General features: G+C 62.5%; 16 protein-coding genes. 9 read left to right on the top strand and 7 right to left on the bottom strand.

Translation table 11 applies throughout. The features are described from left to right. Positions 1-196 precede the first annotated feature (196 nt). Positions 197-1,435, top strand: a complete 1,239-nt coding sequence (locus DEIPR_RS04540) for an S-layer homology domain-containing protein (RefSeq protein WP_013614653.1) — start codon at positions 197-199, stop codon at positions 1,433-1,435. 90 nt (positions 1,436-1,525) lie between these two features. On the opposite strand, the gene DEIPR_RS04535 is transcribed toward DEIPR_RS04540, so the two are convergent. The 3 genes from DEIPR_RS04535 to DEIPR_RS04525 form a co-directional block, all read right to left on the bottom strand. Further along, a complete protein-coding gene (locus DEIPR_RS04535) occupies positions 1,526-2,782 on the bottom strand; it encodes a gluconeogenesis factor YvcK family protein (RefSeq protein WP_245532722.1) in 1,257 nt (418 codons plus the stop codon). A 152-nt stretch (positions 2,783-2,934) separates the two neighbouring features. Beyond that, positions 2,935-3,810, bottom strand: coding sequence for an RNase adapter RapZ (gene rapZ, locus DEIPR_RS04530; RefSeq protein WP_013614651.1), 876 nt, complete (start codon positions 3,808-3,810; stop codon positions 2,935-2,937). A 35-nt stretch (positions 3,811-3,845) separates the two neighbouring features. Next, positions 3,846-6,149, bottom strand: a complete 2,304-nt coding sequence (locus DEIPR_RS04525; protein WP_013614650.1) for an ATP-dependent helicase — start codon at positions 6,147-6,149, stop codon at positions 3,846-3,848. Between the two features lie 147 nt (positions 6,150-6,296). Here DEIPR_RS04525 and rpmG point away from each other — a divergent pair, with 147 nt between their 5' ends. The 7 genes from rpmG (at position 6,297) to rplL (ending at position 9,702) form a co-directional block, all read left to right on the top strand. After that, positions 6,297-6,464: a 50S ribosomal protein L33 gene (gene rpmG, locus DEIPR_RS04520; RefSeq protein ID WP_013614649.1), complete on the top strand. Its 168-nt coding sequence runs from the start codon at positions 6,297-6,299 to the stop codon at positions 6,462-6,464. 59 nt (positions 6,465-6,523) lie between these two features. Then, positions 6,524-6,703: a preprotein translocase subunit SecE gene (gene secE / locus DEIPR_RS04515; protein WP_013614648.1), complete on the top strand. Its 180-nt coding sequence runs from the start codon at positions 6,524-6,526 to the stop codon at positions 6,701-6,703. Next, positions 6,700-7,269 (top strand): transcription termination/antitermination protein NusG, encoded by a 570-nt coding sequence (nusG, locus tag DEIPR_RS04510; protein ID WP_013614647.1) that lies wholly within the window; start codon positions 6,700-6,702, stop codon positions 7,267-7,269. Before secE ends, nusG begins: the two co-directional genes overlap by 4 nt. 186 nt (positions 7,270-7,455) lie before the next feature. Then, positions 7,456-7,890 carry a 50S ribosomal protein L11 gene (rplK, locus tag DEIPR_RS04505; protein ID WP_013614646.1) on the top strand — a complete coding sequence of 145 codons (435 nt, stop codon included), beginning with the start codon at positions 7,456-7,458 and terminating at the stop codon, positions 7,888-7,890. Next, positions 7,883-8,581, top strand: a complete 699-nt coding sequence (gene rplA / locus DEIPR_RS04500) for a 50S ribosomal protein L1 (protein WP_013614645.1) — start codon at positions 7,883-7,885, stop codon at positions 8,579-8,581. Before rplK ends, rplA begins: the two co-directional genes overlap by 8 nt. A 171-nt stretch (positions 8,582-8,752) precedes the next feature. Then, on the top strand, positions 8,753-9,274 hold the full coding sequence (gene rplJ / locus DEIPR_RS04495) for a 50S ribosomal protein L10 (RefSeq protein WP_013614644.1): 522 nt from the start codon (positions 8,753-8,755) through the stop codon (positions 9,272-9,274). Positions 9,275-9,333: 59 nt separating this feature from the next. Continuing rightward, complete coding sequence (rplL, locus tag DEIPR_RS04490; RefSeq protein WP_013614643.1) at positions 9,334-9,702, top strand: 50S ribosomal protein L7/L12; 369 nt, start codon at positions 9,334-9,336, stop codon at positions 9,700-9,702. A gap of 123 nt (positions 9,703-9,825) precedes the next feature. Here rplL and DEIPR_RS04485 read toward each other — a convergent pair whose 3' ends face one another. The 4 genes from DEIPR_RS04485 to ruvA form a co-directional block, all read right to left on the bottom strand. Continuing rightward, complete coding sequence (locus tag DEIPR_RS04485) at positions 9,826-10,641, bottom strand: tetratricopeptide repeat protein (RefSeq protein ID WP_013614642.1); 816 nt, start codon at positions 10,639-10,641, stop codon at positions 9,826-9,828. A 10-nt stretch (positions 10,642-10,651) separates the two neighbouring features. After that, a complete protein-coding gene (gene ligA, locus DEIPR_RS04480) occupies positions 10,652-12,682 on the bottom strand; it encodes an NAD-dependent DNA ligase LigA (RefSeq protein ID WP_013614641.1) in 2,031 nt (676 codons plus the stop codon). 79 nt (positions 12,683-12,761) lie between these two features. Then, positions 12,762-14,042: a low temperature requirement protein A gene (locus DEIPR_RS04475; protein ID WP_013614640.1), complete on the bottom strand. Its 1,281-nt coding sequence runs from the start codon at positions 14,040-14,042 to the stop codon at positions 12,762-12,764. 148 nt (positions 14,043-14,190) lie between these two features. Further along, positions 14,191-14,781: a Holliday junction branch migration protein RuvA gene (ruvA, locus tag DEIPR_RS04470; RefSeq protein WP_013614639.1), complete on the bottom strand. Its 591-nt coding sequence runs from the start codon at positions 14,779-14,781 to the stop codon at positions 14,191-14,193. Between the two features lie 176 nt (positions 14,782-14,957). Between ruvA and trxB the strand changes: the two genes are divergently transcribed. Continuing rightward, on the top strand, positions 14,958-15,956 hold the full coding sequence (gene trxB / locus DEIPR_RS04465; RefSeq protein WP_049775067.1) for a thioredoxin-disulfide reductase: 999 nt from the start codon (positions 14,958-14,960) through the stop codon (positions 15,954-15,956). The last annotated feature ends 61 nt before the right edge of the window (positions 15,957-16,017 follow it).

Genomic DNA, 16,017 nt, shown 5'->3' with positions numbered 1-16,017 from the left:
CCCAGCTGCAGACGGTGCTATTCTAAGCTTGCAGTGAGATGGACCCCACCCGGTGTCATGCACTGGGCAGTTCCAAACCCTTTAGGGGGATAAGTTCTTCTCTCACATTTCAGTGGGTGCTGAACTTTAAGGTACTGCTTAGGCACCATTCGGTCTGAGATGTACACCTGACCGAGCTGTGCACAAGGAGAAAGTTATGCGTAAATCCATTATTGCGGCCACCCTGGCCATGACCGTTGGCGTTGCTGGAGCCCAGGCTGGCGGCGGCTATGCCGACAACACCCAGTACGTTGCCCCCACCACCACTGCTGCTCCTACCAGCGGCTCCGTGGTGCTGACCGACGTGCCCGCTGGCCACTGGGCCCGTGACGCCGTTGAAGCCATCGTCAAGGCTGGCCTGATTCAGGGCTTCCCCGACGGTACCTTCCGTGGCAACGAAAACCTGACCCGTTACCAGGCTGCCATGATCTTCCACCGTCTGCTGCAGAGCGGCGCCCTGAGCGGCTCCGATATCAGCGACGAAGACCTGCTGGTGATCACTCGCGGTATGCAGGAAGTCAGCACCGAGCTGGCCGCCATCAGCAGCCGTCTGACCGACGTGGAGCGTCTGACTGTTGAGCAGCAGGCCCGCATTGATGCCATTGAAGCTGCCATCGAAGACATGGACACCGGCGACACCAGCGCTCTGGTGGCCCGTATCGACGCTCTGGAAGCCCGCATCGCTCAGCTGGAAGGCGCTGCTGTCACCGTTCCTACGAGCCCCGCTCCTGTTGTCGAAACCCCCACCACTGGCACCGACATCGTGATCGGCACCCCTGATACCGTGGTGACCCCCACCACTGGCAACATGTACGCCGGCATCGGTGCTGGTTACTACCCCAAGAGCGGTCAGCTGGGCAACACCACCGATTACGACTGCATTAGCCCGCTGCACAGTGCACGTCAGGTTGCGGATCCGGCTACTGGTGTGACCAACCAGAACCTGGTGCCCTGGTGCGGTAGCGTCCTGGGTACTGTTGGTACCACTAACGTCTACGGTCCTGTGGGTGCCCGCGTGAATGTGGAGTACATCCCCGGCCGTGATAACGCCGTCGCTGCTGACGTGAACGCCACTGTGGGCACCGATCTTGGTTTGGTTCAGCCCTACGCTGGCGCTGGTGTAGGCGTGGTTCTCGGTAAGGACCGTCCCGCTACCCTCGGCACCCAGAATTCGGCCACGGATATCTACGCCAACCTGCTGGGCGGCGCGGACTTCAAGGTGACTCCTAACGTAGGTCTGTTCGCTGAGGCCAACGGCAAGTACTACTTCTCCAGCAACACCACCGTTGCTCAGGGTGCTACTGGCAACACCGGAGACATCTACGACAACGCCACCTCTAACAACACTGGTGGCCTGGGCTTCGGCGCCCGCGCTGGCGTCAAGCTGTTCTTCTAAGCTTCTCTCTCCTGAAAAAGCCCCCAGCACTGGGGGCTTTTTCTTTTGGCCGTGGCCTGTATACCATTTGGAAAGAGAAGTCTTAGCTCCTCAGGGAACTGGGGACTGGTTCTGGGCCTCACGCCGTAAAGTCTCTTCGTAGAGGGTAAGTATGGCCTGAGCCAGCAGTGCGGAGTCATGATTGACCAGCGGAGCTGCGGAAAAATCCAGCAGTGGTGCATAGCGCAGTCGACTCTTCAGTTTGCGGCTCTCAGCGCCGAAAAACAGAGGCTCTGCTCCCTCGCGGGCATAGTGCTCCAGCATGGCGAAGGTGAGCGGACGGTCATTAAGCAGCAGCCAGTCCGGCGAACGTCCCAGATGGCGTGTGATGGTATGGAAATGGTCTGTCAGGCTGAGGCCATCGGTTTCACCAGGTTCGGTCATCAGACTGGCAACATAAACCAGCCGGGCGGGTGTGCGGCGAAGAGCGTCGCCCACCTCCGGTACCAACAGGACCGGCAAAATGCTAGTGAAGAGGCTGCCGGGGCCCAAAACGATCAGTTCAGCCTGCTCAATGGCCTCAATCACTTCCGGGACGGCCGGTAACTCGGGGGGGTCAAGCATGACCTTCTGCACAGTAGCCACGCCGAGTTCAGCGGACAGCCGACTTTCACCCCTAACGACTCGGCCATCACTCAGCTGCGCCAGCAAAGTGGTCGGGACGGTGGTGGCCGGGTAGACTTTGCCCTGCATCCGCAGAATTTCGTGCAGGTCACCCAGTGCTGGAGCCAGACCGCCGCGCTCCTCACTCAAGGTCGCCAGCAACAGGTTGCCGAAGGTATGGCCCTCTAGCCCTTCGCCGCGCCCAAAGCGGTGCAGCAGCAGCTGGCTGAGCGCAGGATGCTTAGACAAGGCAGCGTAGCAGTCGGTTAGGTCACCCGGTGCAATCATGTTCAGGCTCTGACGCAGCTGTCCGCTGGAGCCGCCATCATCAGCCACCGTGACCACAGCGGTCAGGTTGCTGCTGTGATGCTTGAGGCCCCGCAGCAGGTTAGACAGCCCCGTCCCCCCACCCACAGCCACGATTCGGGGACCACGGCTGAGGGTGTGCTGCACATAGATTTGTTCAGCCGCGTGTTCCGGTTCCATTCCAGCAGCCCGGAGCAAGGTCCGGTTCATCTGCAAGATGCTGTAGGCTCCTAGCGCCAGGGCGGCAATCAATGAAATCAGTCCCAGTAACCAGGGCAGCGGAATTCCAGGCAGTAACCACAGCTGAAGCTGATAGGCCATACCCGAAATCAGGCCGCGCAGTGGACCCATCCAGGCGAAAGCCAGCAGGCTGAGAGCCCCCAAAATAGAGGCCAACATAAAAAGAGAGACCCAGCGCTTGATACGCAGGCCCGGTGTCATCCAGCGGCGAAAACGTCCCACCCTTCCCATGGCGGCCCCGGTTCCAACCTGGCCGCTCCCCTGAGCAGGACTGACTGGCCGTGGTGGGTCGTCAGGTGGCAGCACCTGCCTCATTTGGTTCCCCCTCCTGCCCCTTCCCCCAGGGGCGCTTCTGTCACACTAGGCATATCACGGTGGAGAATCAGTTCGGCGTTTAAGTCCCTGAGTTCCTGGGCCAGCCGCTCCGTCACTGCCACCGAGCGATGCTGTCCTCCCGTACAGCCTATGCCGACCGAATACCCGTGGCGCCCAGCCCGCTCGGCCCGCTCAGCAGCCGTGGTGACAAAAGCCTTGACCTGCTGGTAGAAGTCTTCCGCGTCCTCGGTGGCGAACACATGCCCTGCCACACGCGTATCCAGGCCTGTCAGAGGACGCAACTCCGGCTCGTAGTAGGGATTGGGCAGACTCCGGACATCCAGTACCAGGTCCACGTCGCGGGGTGGCGCGTGTTTAAAGCCGAAACTCATCAGCCGCAGCTCGAAGCGGCGGTCGGTCTTGAGGAGACCCGTGATGCGCTGTGACAGCTCGGGGACCGTCAGCTCAGTGGTGTCAATGACCGTGTCGGCCAAAGCGCGCAGCGGCGCAAGCAGGTCGCGTTCACGGGCAAAATCCAGCAGCAGGTTCTCACCCAAAGGATGTTCACGGCGCGAAAGGTTGTACCGCTTGAGCAGCACCTCGTCCGCCGCTTCCAGAAAAATCATGCGGACATCCGGCGCCCTGAACGAAAGTTCCCTGAAGCTGTCATCCAGGTCATGGAGGAATGCGCGGGTACGGGCATCAGCGCTGACCGCGACATTCTGAATCCCCTGTGCCTGTGCCAGTTCGTACATGTTCAGCCAGAGGGCTGGGGGAAGGTTGTCGGTAATGAGATAAGCAGAGTCCTCCAGCGTTCTGAGCAGAGAACTCTTGCCACTTCCCGACAGGCCCGACACGATAACGAACGGCATGGGCCGAGTCTAGCGCGGCGACATTCTCCCTGCGGTCAGGCCGGCTGCAAGTTGGCGAACTTGACCAGCAGCTTCTTGTTGCCCACGCTGGCAAAGTGCACCGTGACTTCCTGCTTATCGCCCACACCAGCCACAGCGAGCACCTGCCCTTCCCCGAACTTGGGATGCTTGACCTTCTCGCCGCCGCGGTACGCCATGGCTCCGGTCAGTGGGCTGGTGTTCTTGACAGCCGACACCTGGGGAACGGCAGCCGGGCGGAAGTCTTTCCAGGTTTTCTGCTTGTAATCCACTGGCTGCCCAAAAGAATTCCAGGTTTCAAAGTCCTGCCCAATTTCTTCCAGAAAGCGGCTGTCCTCGGCGGCGTTGGTGCGGCCATACTGCATTCGGTTCTCGGCAGCGGTCAGGAACAGGCGCTCCATCGCACGGGTAATCCCCACGTAGAACAGCCGCCGCTCCTCCTCAATTCCGCCGCGCTCATTCAGCGAGTTGCGGCTGGGCAGTAGGCCCTCCTCCACTCCAACGATAAAGACCACCGGGAATTCCAGGCCCTTGGCGTTGTGCAGGGTCATCAGGGTGACGGCGTCTTCAGGGACCCCCTTATTCTCCTGTGCAGCGCGCATGTCGTCCACGCTGGCCACCAGGGCCGCGTCGTCCAGAAAATCGCCGATGGTGCCCTGATTTTCCTGCGACCATTCCTCGGCGGCACTGATAAGTTCCTCCAAGTTCTCCAGCCGCACCTGTCCTTCGGTGCCTTCCTGGCGCAGCATGTCCAAGTAGCCGCTGGTTTCCATCACAAAACGGAGAAAGGGGGCGGGCTCGTAGTTGTCCGCCGCCTCACTCATGGCCGCCATCAAGGCCGCAAACTCGGTGGCCTTGTTCGCTCCACGTTCCAGCACCGAGTCCTGCTCAGCGCGGGCGCAAGCTTCCAGCACAGAAACTCCGTTGGCCCGCGCCCAGTCCAGCAGCCGGGCCAGAGAACTGTCCCCGATACCACGGCGCGGCCGGCCGACAATACGCCGCAGCGCCACATCGTCAGCCGGGTTGAGGGCCAAGCGGGCGTACGACAGGATGTCTTTGATTTCACGCCGGTCGTAGAAGCCCACCCCGCCCACGATGCGGGCCGGAATGCCTACCCGCCGCAGCGACTCCTCGATGACCCGCGACTGGGCGTTGGTGCGGTACAGAACCGCCATGTCGGAGAAGCTCCGGCCCTCGCCATGCAGACGGGTCAGCCAGTCGGCCACAAAGTCACCCTCACCCCGGTGGTCGGAAGCGCGGTGGAACACGACCGGGTGTCCGCCCTCTTTGACCGGCCGCAGGGTTTTGTCCAGGCGTTCGGCGTTGTTCTCAATCAGGCGGTTGGCCGCAGTAAGCACGTTGGCACTGGAGCGGTAGTTGCTCTCAAGGCGGTACACCTTGGCGTCGGGGTAATCCTTCTGGAAATCCAGAATGTTCTGGATGTCAGCCCCTCGGAAGCGGTAGATGCTCTGGTCCGGGTCGCCTACCACCAGCAGGTTGCTGTCGCGTGAGGCCAGCAGTCGGGTCAGCTCATACTGGGCCTTGTTGGTGTCCTGGTACTCGTCCACATGGATAAAGCGGGCGCGGTTCTGCACCTTGTCCAGCACAGCGGGCACTTCCTGAAATAGCCGCACCGTCTCGGTAATCAGGTCGCCAAAGTCGATGGCATTCTGGGCTTTCTTGCGCGCTTCGTACTGGCGGTAAGTTTCTGCCATCAGCTCCCGGGGAATGCCGGCCAGATATGGCTCACCGCTCCGCTCCATCTGGGCAGGCGTTTCCAGATTGCTTTTGGCCCGGTCAATCAGGCCGCGTACCGCCCGCAGGTTGGTATCGGGGCCAAACCCCGACATGCCGCCGGTAATCTGCTTAAGAATGTCCAGCTGGTCATCGTCGTCGTAGATGACAAAGCCGCGCTTGAGGCCGATATGTTCACCGTATGCCCGCAAAATCCGTACTCCGGCCGAGTGAAAGGTGCTCATCCAGAGCCGGTCCGCCTCGGGGACCAGGCGGCCGGCACGCTCACGCATCTCGGCTGCCGCCTTGTTGGTAAAGGTGACGGCCAGAATCTCGCCAGCGTCCACGCCGTAGTGATTTATCAGGTGAGCGATACGGTAAATCAGGGTGCGGGTCTTACCGCTACCGGCACCCGCAATGACCAGGGCGGGGCCGGTAAAGTGGTCGGCTGCGGCGGCCTGCTGTTCGTTGAGCTGCGAGAGAAGGTCCTGGGGGGGAGCGTCGGCTTTCACGCGGGTCAGTGTAACAGTGCCGGGCAGCGCAGCACCGTGAGGCCGCCTGCGGGCACTTGCGTTACGCGTGGACATCCCTCCTGGCTTGCCTTATACTGGGGCGTTACCCCGCCGACAGGCGGGATTTTACCAGCCTGAGCCCCAGCGTGGCCCCCAGGTCACCAGTGGGTTTCTTGCTGGGAGCAGCGCTCCGGTAAGGAGAACTGCGAAAGGAGTTTTATCATGGCTAAAGACGGACCCCGCATGATTATCAAGATGGAAAGCACCGCCGGCACGGGCTTTTACTACACGACCACCAAGAACCGCCGCAATACCCAGGAAAAGCTGGAGCTGCGCAAGTACGACCCCGTGGCCAAGAAGCACGTCACCTTCAAAGAGAAAAAGGTTTGATTTCTGGGAACCCGCTGGCGTCTAGGCGCTGTCCAGCGGGTTTCGCGTGAGGTGAGTGAATGAATCTGAGCCAGTATCTACAGGAGTCGCGCGAGGAACTCAGCCGCGTCAGCTGGCCGACCCGTGCGCAGGTGTGGGAAGGTACCCAGGCAGTGCTGCTGTTTCTGGTGGCCCTGACCCTTATTGTCTACCTGATGGACCTGGTCTTCACTGGCCTAATTCAGGCGGTGTTGCTATGAGTATCGAATGGTACGCAGTTCATACGTATATTGGTCAAGAAGACCGGGTGCAGCAGCACCTGCTGGAACGTGCCCGTAAGCTGGGCATGTTGGGCACCAAGATTTTCCAGGTGCTTCAGCCCAGTGAGCAGGCTGTGGAACTGCGCGACGGCGGCAAAAAGGAAACTGTGGAGCGTAAGCTCTTCCCGGGCTATGTCTTCGTTCAAATGGACATTGAGGACGACGACGCCCCGGGCGAGCTTGGCGAATCCTGGGAAGTGGTGCGCAACACAAATGGCGTGACCGGCTTTGTGGGTACAGCCACCTATCCGGTGCCGCTCTCCCCCGACGAGGTGCAGCGCCTGCTGGCTTCGGTCGGTGTGGGCACGGTGCCCAAGGTGGAAGCGCCCAAGGTTCAAGTCGATCTCAAACCCGGCGATATGGTCAAGGTCAAGAGCGGTCCATTTGCCGATTTCAATGGCGTGGTCAGCGAGGTCAACGCTGCACAGGCCAAAGTCAAGGTGCTGGTCAGCATTTTCGGGCGTGAAACGCCAGTAGAGCTGGACTTCGCGCAGGTCAGCAAGTGACCTTACGGCTGGGCCAGCAGCCCAACACCACAGCCGTCTAAACCGCAGGGGTGGACGCCGAGGGCGTACACTCTTGCACCCTGCCCCCCGGGCTGGCATACTGTAAAAGTTGCTGCCTTACGCAGCACTTAGCGTCAGCACCCCAAGGACACGAGTAGGACGTCACGGGGGAGCTAAGGAGGAGATATGAAAAAAGTTTTAGGGATTGTCAAGTTGCAACTCCCCGCAGGCAAGGCCACTCCGGCCCCCCCTGTCGGTCCCGCCCTGGGTCAGTACGGTGCGAACATCATGGAGTTCGCCAAGGCGTTCAACGCCCAGACCGCTGACAAGGGCGATGCGATCATCCCCGTAGAAATTACCATCTACGCGGACCGCTCCTTTACCTTTATCACCAAGACCCCTCCCATGAGCTACCTGATCCGTAAGGCCGCCGGCCTGGCGAAAGGAAGCGGCGAACCCAACAAGAACAAAGTGGGCAAGCTGAACTGGGAGCAGGTTCTGGAGATTGCGCAGACCAAAATGCCCGACCTCAACGCGGGCTCTGTGGAAGCTGCCGCCAACACCGTCGCCGGCACCGCCCGCTCTATGGGCGTGACCATCGAAGGAGGCCCCAATGCCTAAGCATGGTAAACGTTACCGCGCACTGAAGGAAAAGGTGGACCGCAGCCGCCAGTACCCCATTACCGAAGCTGCTGACCTGGTCAAGGAACTGGCCAATGCCAAGTTCGACGAGACCGTGGAAGTGCACTTCCGTCTGGGCATTGACCCCCGCAAGAGTGACCAGAGCGTGCGCGGCACTGTGGCGTTGCCCCACGGCACTGGCCGTGAAGTGCGCGTGGCCGTGATCACCAAAGGTGAGAATGTGGCTGCCGCCGAAGCTGCCGGTGCCGATGTGGTCGGCAGTGAAGAACTGATCGACCGCATTGCTGGCGGCTTCATGGAGTTCGATGCCGTTGTGGCAACGCCTGACATGATGGCCCAAATCGGCCAGAAGCTGGCCCGTCTGCTTGGCCCCCGTGGTCTGCTGCCCAACCCCAAGAGCGGCACTGTGGGCACCAACGTGGACGAAATGGTGCGCGGTCTGAAGACCGGACGCATTGAGTTCCGCAACGACAAGACCGGCGTGATCCATGCGCCCATCGGCAAGGCCAGCTTCGGTGCTGACGCTTTGGCTGCCAACTACACTGCCTTGGTGCAGGCTCTGGAAGCTGCCAAGCCTGGCGCTGCCAAGGGCGTGTTCCTGCGTAGTGCTTATCTGACCAGCACCATGGGTCCCAGCATTCAGCTGAGCCTGAGCGCTGCTCAGAACTAAGTTCACGATTTTTTGCCCTCACGGCACCCCGGTGCGAACAGCACCTCTTCAATTTCGGCACCGTAGACAGCGGGGACCCTTGCCAAGTTTAAATATCCCGCCGAGATGCCAGGTGCCCGCACCTGGACCCAGAGCTGCTAAGCAGCACAACTCCAAGCGAAGGAGGTCAACATGGCCAATGAGCGCAATCAAAAAAGCCTGAGTGACCTGCAACAGAGCCTCGCTGGCGTGGAATCGTTCTACCTGGTGGACTACCAGGGTCTGAGCGCTGGACAGCTGTCCAAACTGCGTCAGGATATTCGTGATAAGGGCGGCCAGCTGATCGTGGCCAAGAACACCCTGATTCACCTGGCCCTGCAAAGCAATGATCAGGACTTCTCCGATATTCTTGCCGGACCCAGCGCCCTGGTGCTGGCCAGCGAAGACCCCGCTGGCGTAGCCAAGGCCCTGAGCGATATTGCCAAGACCAACGAAGCTGGTATCCCTACTTTCAAGGGCGGCTTCGTCGAAGGCAACCGCGTAGATACCAAGGTCATCACCAAGCTGGCGACCCTGGGCAGCAAGCAGAGCCTGCAAGCCGAAATGGTCGGCGTTCTGTCCACCCACCTGGCGACCTTTATCGGCACGCTGGAAGCCTACCAGAGCAAGCTGCAGGCCGAAGGGGGCAGTGCTCCTGCCCCCGCTGCTGAATAAGCGCCTTCCCCGTACCTTTCAACCTCACTCAACTTATCCCCTAACTGGAGGAAACGAACATGGCATACGACAAACAAGCTCTGATTGACCAACTCAGCCAACTGACCATCATGGAACTCGCCGACCTGATCGACGGCCTGAAAGAAACCTGGGGCGTTGAAGCTGTTGTGGCTGCTGCTGGTGCCGCCGGCGGCGCTGCTGCTCCCGCTGCCGAAGAGAAGGACGAATTCGACGTAATCCTGGTGGACGCTGGCTCCAGCAAGATCAACGTGATTAAGGAAATCCGTGGCATCACCGGCCTGGGCCTGAAAGAAGCCAAGGATATGGCTGAAAAGGGCGGCGCCATCAAGGAAGGCGCTTCCAAGGACGAAGCCAACAAGATCAAAGAGCAGCTCGAAGCTGCTGGTGCTAAGGTCGAACTGAAGTAAGGTTCTGCCCACAGTACCGAGGTGCAAAAACCCCCGTCCACGTGGCGGGGGTTTTCTTATGGGTAGATCAGCTGCGGGGTTCACGGGAGAGTCGACGCTGCTTACCCCGCAGGCAAACACTGTTCAGCGGCGCAATTGACGCCGCAGCCGCCCGGCCAGCTCGAACCACTCGCGCTCCTGACGGCGGTAGAGCGGCGTGGCTTCATTTTCAATCTGGAGCAGACGGTTCAACACTTCCTGGGCCTGCTCGGTGCGGCCCTGCTTGAGCAGGAACTCGGCGTAGCGGGCGCGTGGTTCCTCGGTGGTGGCAGCGTGCATGGCTTCCTGGTAGCGGGCCTCGGCGCCACTTAGGTTCCCCTGCTGAGCCTGAGCCTCGGCCAACAGGGTTAGGGCCTGAGTGCGGGTGGCAGCAGAGGTCTGTAACTCCACCTGGCCCAGTTTCTGCTCGGCCAGGGCAGGCTGGCCCTGGGCCAGGTCAAGTGCGGCGCTGGTCAGCAAAACCACCGGATCATCGCGGTAAATGCCCGTCAGCAGTGGCTGAAGCGTACTTTGCGCCTCATCCAGCCGGCCGGCACGGGTCAGCAGATGAGCCAAGCTGCTGCGGTTGGCCAGGGTATCGCTGCGGCTGAGGGCCTGCTGCGCCTCGGCAATTTTGGTGTCCAGCGGTTTGACGGCCTCTACCCCACTCTGTACCGTCTGCTTGACTGCGCGCCGGGTGCGGGTGCCGCTCCCCTGCATCGACGGAGCAAAAATGGTAAAGCCATAAAAAAGCGCTGTGATCAGACCACCGCCCAGAGCGGCTCCCAGGCCCAGAAAAACGGCCCAGAGCCAGTCCCGCCGCATGACGGCATGAACCAGAAAAACCACACTGGCGACCCGGGCAATGGCCCAGATGATGTTGGGAAGCCCCCAGGGGCCGGGGGCAAAGAGTGATTCCATAACCTCCATCTTAACCAGACACCACACCGCGCTCGGTAAGCAGGGCTTCCAGACCAGCTTCATCCAGTACCGCCGTTCCCAGCTGCTGCGCTTTGTCCAACTTGGACCCAGCGTCTTCTCCGGCCAGCAGGAAGCTGGTCTTGCCGGTCACGCTGCCGGTCACGCGGGCGCCCTGGGCTTCGAGCAGCGCCTTGTAATATTCACGCGGCTGGCTGAGGGTGCCGGTAATCACGAAGCTCAGGCCACTCAGAGCAGTGCCGCGCTCCTGCACGGTCTCGGGCGGGCGGACTCCGGCTTCTTCCAGCCGGCGCAGCAGGTTCTGCATGGCCCCGTCGTGCAGGGCCGCCACCAAGTTCTCTGCAATCACGTCGCCCAGGCCGGGCACCGCCGCCACTGCCGGAGCGTCGGCGGCCAGCAGGCGCTCCAGTGTTCCGAACTCGGCGGCCAGGGCCTGTGAAACGCGGGTACCCACATGCTGAATACCCAGCGCGTTGATGACCCGCCACAGCGGCCGGGTTTTGGACGCTTCCAGCTGCGCCAAGATATTGGCTGCCTTCTTGTCGCCGCTGCGCTCCAGACCGGACAGCTGCTCGGCACTCAGGAAGTAGAAATCCGCGGCGTCGCGCACCAGGCCCTCCGCCAGCAGTTGCCGAATCAGCCGCTCGCCCACGCCGCGAATATCCATCGCCTCACGGCTGACGAAATAGCTTAGGCGCTCGAACTGCTGGGCCGGACAGGCCGGGTTGGGACAATAGGTGTTGGCGTCGCCTTCCGAGCGGACCAGCGTGTGCCCGCACTCCGGGCACTCGGCCGGAAAGGCAAACGGCTGCGCGTCTGCTGGCCGCCGGTCAGGCAGCACCCGCATAATCTGCGGAATCACGCCGCCCGACTTGCGCACCACCACCGTGTCTCCCACCCGCAGGTCCATGTCGCGCACGAAGTCCTCGTTGTGCAGCGTGGCCCGGCTGACGGTGCTGCCTTCAATCAGCCGGGGGGACAGGTGAGCCAGCGGCGTGATCTTGCCGGTGCGGCCCACGCCCACGCTGATGCTTTCCAGCAGCGTTTCTACCTCTTCCACCGGGAACTTGTAGGCAATGGCCCAGCGCGGCGCACGGGAGGTAAACCCGGCTTCCTCCTGCACCCTCAGGCTATCCAGCTTGATGACGGTGCCGTCGGCGTCAAAAGGGAGTGCAGCGCGGGCGGCGGTCATCTCGGCGTGGTAGGCCAGCGCCTCAGCCAGACTGCCCAGTGGGCGCGAGTAGGGGCTGGTCGGAAAGCCCTGCGCCGCCAGCCACTCCAGCACCTCCCACTGGGTGCGGGCCGGGACACCGTCACGCCGGCCCAGCGAGTAAAAGATGGCCTTCAGCCCCCGGCGGCGGGTCAGTTCCGGGTCTTTCTGGCGCAGCGCCCCGGCGGCTCCGTTGCGGGGATTCTTGAGCAGCGGTTCGCCCAACTCCTCGGCGCGGGCGTTGTAGGCGGCAAAGTCCTCGCGGGCCAGATACACCTCGCCGCGCACCTCCAGCTCGCCGCTCAGGCCCGGCAGCTGCTGCGGGATGCCGGGAATGGTCAGCAGCTGTGCCGTCACCTTTTCGCCGGTGCGCCCGTTGCCGCGGGTCGCTGCCCACTGCAATTCGCCGTCACGGTAATACAGATTCACGCTCAGGCCGTCAATTTTCAGTTCGCCGGTAAAGGCGAAGTCGCCGTGGTCGGGCGGCAGGTTCAAGGCCCTGGCCAGGCGCTCCTGCCAGCCGGCCATCTCGGAGTCGTCAAAGGCGTTGTCCAGGCTGGTCATGGGGGTGGGGTGGTCCACCGGCTCGAACGCCGCGCTGACTGCCCCGCCGACCCTCTCGGTGGGGCTGCCAGCCGCTGCCCATTCGGGATGCTCGGCCTCGGCGGCGCGGACCTGGCGGGCCAGGGCGTCGTATTCGTCGTCGGGGATTTCGGGGTTGTCCTGCTCGTAGTAGGCCCGGTTGTGGCGCTCCAGTTCAGCGCGCAGGCGGAGATAGTCGTCGTGGGTCAGCGGCGCGGCATCAGCGGACATGGTTCCAGCATAGCGGGCCAGGGCACGGAAAAGCCCTCCCAGGCGGGAGGGCAGCGGCGTTTCGCAGCGGGGGCTGAAGTTATTCCTCGGACCCGTGTTCCTCCAGGATGCGTTCTTCCACTGCGCCCAGCTGCGCGGAAGCTGGGTCTTGGGCGGTGACCATCGCAGCCACCACGACCACGACTGCCGTGGCAATGTGCAGCGGCAGGGTGCTCAGATGGCTGAGGGCCAGGGCCACGCTGGCGGCCGTGCCCAGCAGCAGAACCACCATGGAGCGGTCCAGCGAGGGCACACTGGTCAGGCGCGAGGCGTTGTAGCGAATCAGGGCCAGCGAACCGAATACGGCGGCCAGCGACCAGCTCACCAGCGCCAGGTTCTGCTGGTCGTGGTGCTTGTCCTCGTAGGCGATGCCGTGGCCGAAGCCTACCCCCAGCATCATGATGGAGATGGTCAGCGGCAGGTGCGAGTACAGCCAGCCCATCAGGGTGCCGCCGCGCGACTGCAGGTTGGCCATCAGTACCGGCAGGGCCCGCGACTGGTCGAAGTACAGCCGGAACAGCGCGATGCAGGTGATCAGCGCCAGGAAGGTGGGCGCCTGGTCCAGCAGGGTCATCTCCTGCTGGCGGCCGCCCACCACCACCTCGGTCACGATACCGCCCAGCGCGATGATTTGCAGCAGTCCCACCCGCTCGGGCAGGTGCTCGTGGTGCGGCAGGGCGTCGTGGTGATACCGCTGGGCGAACAAAGGAGTCACCACCGTGACCAGCAGCGCCAATCCCCACAGCACCAGGGTCAGGGTGCTGCTGCTGGGAATGCTCAGCAGCCACAGCACCCCCGACAGCGCCAAGCCGGCGGCCGTCACCTGAGCAAAGCGGCCCGCCCCCGGCTCGGAACGGGCGACCAGCAGGTACATGCCCACCAGGGTAAAGCGGTTAAAGGCGTAGGCCGCCGCAAACAGCCAGCCGGTATCGGCCAGGTCGCTGCGCAGGGTGAGGCTCAGCGCACCCAGGGTAAGCAGCTCCAGCACCGTGCCCCACCGGTAGATACGGTTCTCGTTGCCGAAGCGGGCCGCGAACTGCGTGTTGCCCGACCACACCGACCACAGCGCGGCGAACATCAGCAGGAAGATGATGATGTTCTCTGGGGCGAAGCTGTCGCCTAACCGCTTGGCCAGCTGGTCGAACGAAGTCACGAAAATCAGGTCGAAAAACAGCTCCAGCCAGCTGACCTTCTGCTCGTCCTGCGTCAGCTGACCACGCTGCTCCGAGCCCGAGTTCACGGAAATGCCCTGGTCCTGATTGCCGGTCTCGCTGGCGTGGTCCTGAAAGTCAACGCCGTCCGTCGTGTTCTGCTGAGTCATCCGAATTCATCCTTTGTTTTGGTCTCTTGGTCTTGGCCGCTTTTGATGTGGACCGTCAGCCCTGCTCGCCCTTGCCCTGCCTCTACGGCAAAGCCAGCCACAGGCAGGAACCGCCAGGCCCGTGGCTGGCGCACTGCGGTGGTGCGCCTCAGCGGAGCTGGCCCAGGCCCTTACGAATCAGGGTGTCGGCGCTCTGCTCCGGATTGTCGGCCAGCAAACCGGCGACCACCGTGCGGACTTGCGCCTCGCGGAAACCCAGCGCCATCAGCGCGTCGATGGCGTCGGCCCCGGCGGTTGTGACCGTCACTGGTTTGCTGCCGCCAGACGGTGCGGCGAGGTGCGCGGGGACCTTGCTCTGCACTTCCAGAATCAGGCGCTCGGCAGTTTTCTTTCCTACGCCGCTCACGCTGGACAGCAGTTTGGCGTCGCCGTCCAGAATTCCCTGCGCCAGCGTGGACACAGGCATGGCCGACAGCAGCGCCAGCCCCAGCTTGGGCCCTACACCGCTGACCCCCGTCACGAGGTCGAACAATTGGGCACTGTCGGTGTCGTGAAAGCCGAACAGCAGTTGGGCGTCCTCGCGCACCACGAAGCGAGTATGCAGCTCGGCGGCTTCGCCAGGCTTGAGTCGGGCCAGGGTGGACTGCGGGCAAAAGACCTCGTATCCCAGGCCCCCGGTCTGAAGAACGGCACTGCTGGTACGCACTTCACGCACCGTGCCCGAGAGGTAAACAATCACCCGGCCATTCTAGGGACTGAGCACACCGGCAAAGGAGGGCTGGTGCTGAGCCGCAAGCAAACCGTAGCTTTGCATTAAGTCTGGGTGTTCAGTCTGGGGGTCAGCAGCCGGCGCAGAAGGGCACTTTTGTGGTGCCTGACCCGGCGGCCGAGGCGGGTGGGTGCTACCTTGAATCCATGACGGAACAACCCCAGCAGTACGACGTAATTATCGTGGGCGGCGGCCCCGCCGGGCTGACGGCCGCCATCTACACCGGCCGCGGTGAGCTGAAAACGCTGATTCTGGAGCGCGGCCTTCCCGGCGGACAGATTGCCCAGACCGAGGAGGTGGAAAACTATCCCGGATTCCCCGAGGCCATCAGCGGCATGGAGCTGAGCCAGCGGATGGTGCAGCAGGCCGAGAAGTTCGGTGCCGTGATTGAGATGGACGAGGTCCAGAGCATCCAGCACGACGCGGGCGGTGCAGAGTACCCCTTCACCGTGCAGGGCTTCGCCGGCAGCTACCAGGGCAAGTCGGTCATCCTGACCACCGGGGCCGAGCCGCGCCGCTTGGGCGTGCCCGGCGAGGAAAAGTTCTGGGGCAAGGGCGTGAGCACCTGCGCCACCTGTGACGGTTTCTTTTACCGGGGCAAAAAGGTGGTGGTGGTCGGCGGCGGCGACGCAGCTGTGGAAGAAGGCCTGTTTCTGACCAAGTTCGCCGACGAGGTGACCCTGATTCACCGCCGCGATACCCTGCGCGCCAACAAGTCGGCCCAGGCCCGCGTGTTCGCCAACGAGAAGATGCGCTTTATCTGGGATACCACTGTGGAGGAAATCCTCGGCGACGAGCAGGTGAGCGCCGTGCGCCTGAAGAACCTCAAGACCGGCGAAGAAAGTGTGATGGAAACCGACGGTGTCTTTATTTTTATCGGGCACATTCCCAACACCAGCTTCCTGGGAGACACCGTCAAGCTGCGTGACGACGGTTACGTGGAAGTGCGCGACGACATCTACACCAGCGTGCCGATGCTGTTCGCTGCCGGCGACGTGAGCGACTGGGTGTACCGCCAGCTGGCGACCAGTGTGGGTACCGGTACCCGCGCCGCCATGACTGCCGAACGCGCCCTGGCCGAGCTGGAAGCGGCTTTCCCGCACGGCGAGAGTGCCCAGGCCCAGCCGGCCACCGCGACCGACTGAACTGGAGCAAGAAAGGAGGGAGGAGTATGCCGTCAGGCCGCTCCTCCCTTGCCGTTCCGTG

The sequence above is a fragment of the Deinococcus proteolyticus MRP genome (assembly GCF_000190555.1).
In the GTDB taxonomy this organism is placed as follows: Bacteria; Deinococcota; Deinococci; order Deinococcales; family Deinococcaceae; genus Deinococcus; species Deinococcus proteolyticus.
The sequence above is the reverse complement of the archived record's forward strand: the minus strand, read 5'-3'. Positions and strand labels throughout refer to the sequence as shown.

Coding starts and splice junctions, on each gene's coding strand:
- rpmG (WP_013614649.1), top strand. CDS start 6,297: ATGGCTAAAGACGGACCCCGCATGATTATCAAGATGGAAAGCACCGCC.
- secE (WP_013614648.1), top strand. CDS start 6,524: ATGAATCTGAGCCAGTATCTACAGGAGTCGCGCGAGGAACTCAGCCGC.
- DEIPR_RS04485 (WP_013614642.1), bottom strand. CDS start 10,641: ATGGAATCACTCTTTGCCCCCGGCCCCTGGGGGCTTCCCAACATCATC.
- DEIPR_RS04525 (WP_013614650.1), bottom strand. CDS start 6,149: ATGTCCACGCGTAACGCAAGTGCCCGCAGGCGGCCTCACGGTGCTGCG.
- rplK (WP_013614646.1), top strand. CDS start 7,456: ATGAAAAAAGTTTTAGGGATTGTCAAGTTGCAACTCCCCGCAGGCAAG.
- ligA (WP_013614641.1), bottom strand. CDS start 12,682: ATGTCCGCTGATGCCGCGCCGCTGACCCACGACGACTATCTCCGCCTG.
- rplJ (WP_013614644.1), top strand. CDS start 8,753: ATGGCCAATGAGCGCAATCAAAAAAGCCTGAGTGACCTGCAACAGAGC.
- rapZ (WP_013614651.1), bottom strand. CDS start 3,810: ATGCCGTTCGTTATCGTGTCGGGCCTGTCGGGAAGTGGCAAGAGTTCT.
- nusG (WP_013614647.1), top strand. CDS start 6,700: ATGAGTATCGAATGGTACGCAGTTCATACGTATATTGGTCAAGAAGAC.
- rplA (WP_013614645.1), top strand. CDS start 7,883: ATGCCTAAGCATGGTAAACGTTACCGCGCACTGAAGGAAAAGGTGGAC.
- DEIPR_RS04540 (WP_013614653.1), top strand. CDS start 197: ATGCGTAAATCCATTATTGCGGCCACCCTGGCCATGACCGTTGGCGTT.
- rplL (WP_013614643.1), top strand. CDS start 9,334: ATGGCATACGACAAACAAGCTCTGATTGACCAACTCAGCCAACTGACC.
- trxB (WP_049775067.1), top strand. CDS start 14,958: ATGACGGAACAACCCCAGCAGTACGACGTAATTATCGTGGGCGGCGGC.
- DEIPR_RS04475 (WP_013614640.1), bottom strand. CDS start 14,042: ATGACTCAGCAGAACACGACGGACGGCGTTGACTTTCAGGACCACGCC.
- DEIPR_RS04535 (WP_245532722.1), bottom strand. CDS start 2,782: ATGTTGGCCTCTATTTTGGGGGCTCTCAGCCTGCTGGCTTTCGCCTGG.